Genomic DNA, 3,670 nt, shown 5'->3' with positions numbered 1-3,670 from the left:
GCGCAATATCGCCAGGGTCCTGGAGTCTGTTGGTTTTCGCGTACGACGCGGCGCAAACTGGCGAAATCCACTCCCGCGCAAGCTCCTTGATGATCACGTCTCGAGGCGGCGGTGAGCAGGCCGTCCTGCAACGACATCGCGCGGTCGACGCCGACGATGACGGGAATGCCGCGCCGGCCTGCTTCGGTGCACAGGGAGATCGCGAACGCCGCGCAGCGGCTCTCGACGAGGACGGCCTGACAATCGTCGAGCAGCTTGTCGGCATCGCCCAGCTTGACCGTCCAGAGAACAGGATCGCGATAAATGGTCAGCGTCCGCTCACCCGTCGCGTCGATGATGATCGCCGAGACGGGCGTGCTCACACCGGGCATGCGCACGATACGGCTGGTCTCGATGCCTTCGGCGGTCATGCGTTCGAGGATGAAGCCGCTCGACGTCTCGCCAGCATCGCCCATCGGTCCTGCGAAGGCGACGCGGCCGCCAAGTCGGGCGATCGCGATGGCGGCGTTGAGCGCGTTGCCGCCGCAAATCTCGGCGAGATGCGTTGCGTTGGCTTTACTGCCGCGTACGGGCACGGCCTCGACCCGAAAGGTCAGGTCGCGCACGGGAATGCCGATGCAGAGGATGCGCGGCGCGGCCGCAAGTAGCGCCATCGGCGGTCAGCTCTTGTCGTGCACCCAGCGGCCGAGCAGGTGATGGGCGATGGCGAAGGGATGCGGGCCGGCGAGCCCGTCCGGATGCGTCCGTGTCAGCATCAAGGCGGCCTCCTCGCGCGTGAACCAGCGCGCGTCTTCCAGCTCCATGCGATCGACGACGATGTCCTCGCTGACGGCCCGCGCGCTGCAGCCGATCATCAGCGACGACGGATAGGGCCAAGGCTGGGTCATGTAATATTGCACGTCGGTGCAGCGAATGCCGGATTCTTCCAGGATCTCGCGGCGCACCGCGTCCTCGATGGTCTCGGCAGCCTCGACGAAGCCGGCGAGGCAGGAATACATGCCCGGCGGAAACTGCTTCTGGCGGCCGAGCAGGCACTTGTCGTCGGAGGCAACGTGCATGATCACGACAGGGTCAGTTCGCGGAAAATGCTCGACCTTGCAACTCGGGCACTCGCGCTTCCAGCCGCCTTCCTTCATCGCGCTGCGCGCGCCGCAATTGGCGCAATAGCCGTGGCGCTGGTGCCAGCTCACCATCGACTTCGCCATCGCGATCGCCGAGAGCTCCTCGGGGGGAATCGCGCCTTGCATCGCCATGCCGCGCAGCTCGGTCAGTGTGTAGTCCTCGCGTCCCACCAGCTTCTCGGCGGCAGCCTGCGACAGGCCCATGCCGAACATCGCGGCGCCGTCGCGCAGGCCGAGGAAGATCGTGCCTGGATTGGCGCCGCACTTCAGCGCCTCGTCGATCGAGAGCAGCGCGCGCGTCTTGTCGCCCTCGCGCCTGACCAGGAGCGAGTCGCGGTGGACGACATAGGCGCGCGAGGTCGGCTTCTGCTCCATCGCGAACAGCTTCTCGTCGTCGCGGCGCAGATGCGCAGCGCGGTCGAGGATGTTGGTGACGAAGGCCGGCTGTCCCAGCGGAAATGCGTCGAATGCTGACATTATCGTTCTTTCAACCCAACCAGATCTTGCGGCGAAGCGCGCTGATGAAATTCTGAACCTCTGCGGCGTCATGCGCCAATGGCTGCATCACGCCCCAGACCGGCCGCGGCCAGGCGGCGTCACTGGTGCGGCGCGCAATGATGTGAACGTGAAGCTGCGGCACAAGGTTTCCGAGCGCGGCGACATTGAGCTTGTCGCATTTGGTGATCTCCTTCAGCGCGCGCGAGACGCGGGAGATCTCCGTCATCAGCTGCGCCTGCTGCACCTCGTCGAGATCGATGATCTCAACCGCGTCGGGGCGCCGCGGCACCAGCAGCAGCCAGGGATAATGCGCATCCTTGATGACCAGCACTTTCGACAGCGGCAAATCGCCGATGTCGATGGTGTCGTCTTTCAGGCGGGAATGCAGCGACCAGGCGGGTTCGGGCATAGGTGTTTCCAAGGGGGCCGATGGGGGCGGGCTTGTTTGGTCCGACCATACGATAGGGAGTTAGCAAGGGGAAGGTTCGGGCTCCGCTGCTTATGCATACGCGATCGTCGTCCCCGCGAAGGCGGGGACCCATAACCACAGGGAATAGCTATGGCGCGAGCTGGCGGCTCCGAATCCTCGCCAAACTCGACCCTGCGGTTATGGATTCCGGGCTCGCGCTGCGCGCGCCCCGGAATGACGGAAAACTATGCCTCCGCCAACACCCGCGCATTGGCGCGGATCGAGGCTTCGCTGACGCGAATGCCGAGGCCGGGCCCGTCGGGCACCACGACATGGCCGCCGCGGTTGGCGACGCGCTCTTCCAGCACATCCTCGGTCAGCACATGATGCGGCATGTAGAACTCGCACCCGAGCGAGATGCCCGGCGTCGCCGCGATCAGCTGCGTGCCGGCCGCAAGGCCAATGCCGCCCTCCCACAGCGTGCCGCCATAGCCGGGCAGGCCGGCGATGTCGGCGATCGCCATGATCGCCTGCGCCTCGAACAGGCCGCCGGCCTTCATGAGCTTGATTGAGACGGCATTGGCGGCCTCGCGGCGCACCACCTCCATCATGTCGCGGCGGTCGAAGCAGCTTTCGTCGGCCAGCACGGGCGTTTCCAGCGCCGCGGTGAGCTGCGCCATCACGTCGAGAAACTTGCGCGGTACTGGCTGCTCGATGAAGGTCGGCGCGAACTCTTCGACGTCGCGCAGGATCTTGATGGCGCCGAACGGCGCGAGCGCCTGATTGTAGTCGACGCGGAGGTCGACCTTGTCGCCGAATTCCTTGCGAATCGCTTCGAGGTGGTCGAGGTCCTCGCGATGCGGCTTCACGCCGGTCTTGACCTTGTAGATGACGTTGCCGTCCGGAACCATCTTCCGCATGCGTTCGAGATCGGCGGCGAAATCCGGGTCGGCGATCGAGAAGGAAAGGGGGATGGTGTCGCGCACGCGGCCGCCGAGGAGGTCGGCGACCGATAGCCCCGACGATTTGCCGACGATGTCGAGCAGCGCCATCTCGATCGCGACTTTCGCTTCGGCATGGCCGACCAGCACGCGGTCGAGCTCGGTCATCAGCGCGCGGATGCGGCGCACCGGTTTGCCGAGCACGATGGGGCGCAGATAGATGTCGAGCGCGGAGAAGGCCGCTTCCGGCGTTCCCGTGAACACCTCCCACGGTGCGGCCTCGCCCCAACCGATCAGGCCGTCGCTCGCGGTGAGCTCGACCAGCACGCGCTTGACCGTGCCCTTGACGTTGCCGACGCCCTGCAGACGCGCCATCTTGATCGGGCTTTCGATCAGGAACAGCCTGAGACGTTCGATCGTTGCTTCGGTCATGTCAGGCCTCCATTAACGTGCCAGACCTGGCCGGTGACGTAGGATGCTTTGGGCGATGCCAGGAAAGCGATGATCTCGGCCACTTCTTCTGGCCGCCCGCGGCGGCGCATCGGGATCAACGCCTCGGTCGCAGCGATCTGCTCGGGTGACAGCCGGCTTTCGCTCGGCTTGTCCTTGACTTTGAGGACATGCGCGACCGCGTTGACGGTCTTGCCCTCGCCAGCGAGCTCGATCGCGGTGAGGCGAACCAGCGCTTCCAGTGCGGAGCG

5 protein-coding genes are annotated in these 3,670 nt (G+C 65.5%); all 5 read right to left on the bottom strand.

The features are described 5' to 3' along the window. The coding region (locus tag MOV75_RS30820; protein WP_247007201.1) for a PfkB family carbohydrate kinase at positions 1–653 on the bottom strand (653 nt) is incomplete at its 3' end. Positions 654–659: 6 nt separating this feature from the next. Further along, positions 660–1,598, bottom strand: a complete 939-nt coding sequence (nudC, locus tag MOV75_RS30815) for an NAD(+) diphosphatase (RefSeq protein ID WP_246929517.1) — start codon at positions 1,596–1,598, stop codon at positions 660–662. 10 nt (positions 1,599–1,608) lie between these two features. After that, on the bottom strand, positions 1,609–2,028 hold the full coding sequence (locus MOV75_RS30810) for an HIT domain-containing protein (protein WP_246929516.1): 420 nt from the start codon (positions 2,026–2,028) through the stop codon (positions 1,609–1,611). Between the two features lie 245 nt (positions 2,029–2,273). Further along, positions 2,274–3,401, bottom strand: coding sequence for a muconate cycloisomerase family protein (locus MOV75_RS30805; RefSeq protein ID WP_246929515.1), 1,128 nt, complete (start codon positions 3,399–3,401; stop codon positions 2,274–2,276). Next, a partial coding sequence (locus tag MOV75_RS30800; RefSeq protein ID WP_247007200.1) for an SDR family oxidoreductase occupies positions 3,398–3,670 on the bottom strand: 273 nt, incomplete at its 5' end. The genes MOV75_RS30805 and MOV75_RS30800, both read right to left, overlap by 4 nt.

Source organism: Bradyrhizobium sp. PRIMUS42, from assembly GCF_023006515.1.
In the GTDB taxonomy this organism is placed as follows: Bacteria; Pseudomonadota; Alphaproteobacteria; order Rhizobiales; family Xanthobacteraceae; genus Bradyrhizobium.
Note: the sequence above shows the minus strand (reverse complement) of the source record. Positions and strands in the feature narration are given on the sequence as shown.

Excerpts from the sequence above, each read along its gene's own strand:
- nudC (WP_246929517.1), bottom strand. The coding sequence starts at position 1,598 with ATGTCAGCATTCGACGCATTTCCGCTGGGACAGCCGGCCTTCGTCACC.
- MOV75_RS30810 (WP_246929516.1), bottom strand. The coding sequence starts at position 2,028 with ATGCCCGAACCCGCCTGGTCGCTGCATTCCCGCCTGAAAGACGACACC.
- MOV75_RS30805 (WP_246929515.1), bottom strand. The coding sequence starts at position 3,401 with ATGACCGAAGCAACGATCGAACGTCTCAGGCTGTTCCTGATCGAAAGC.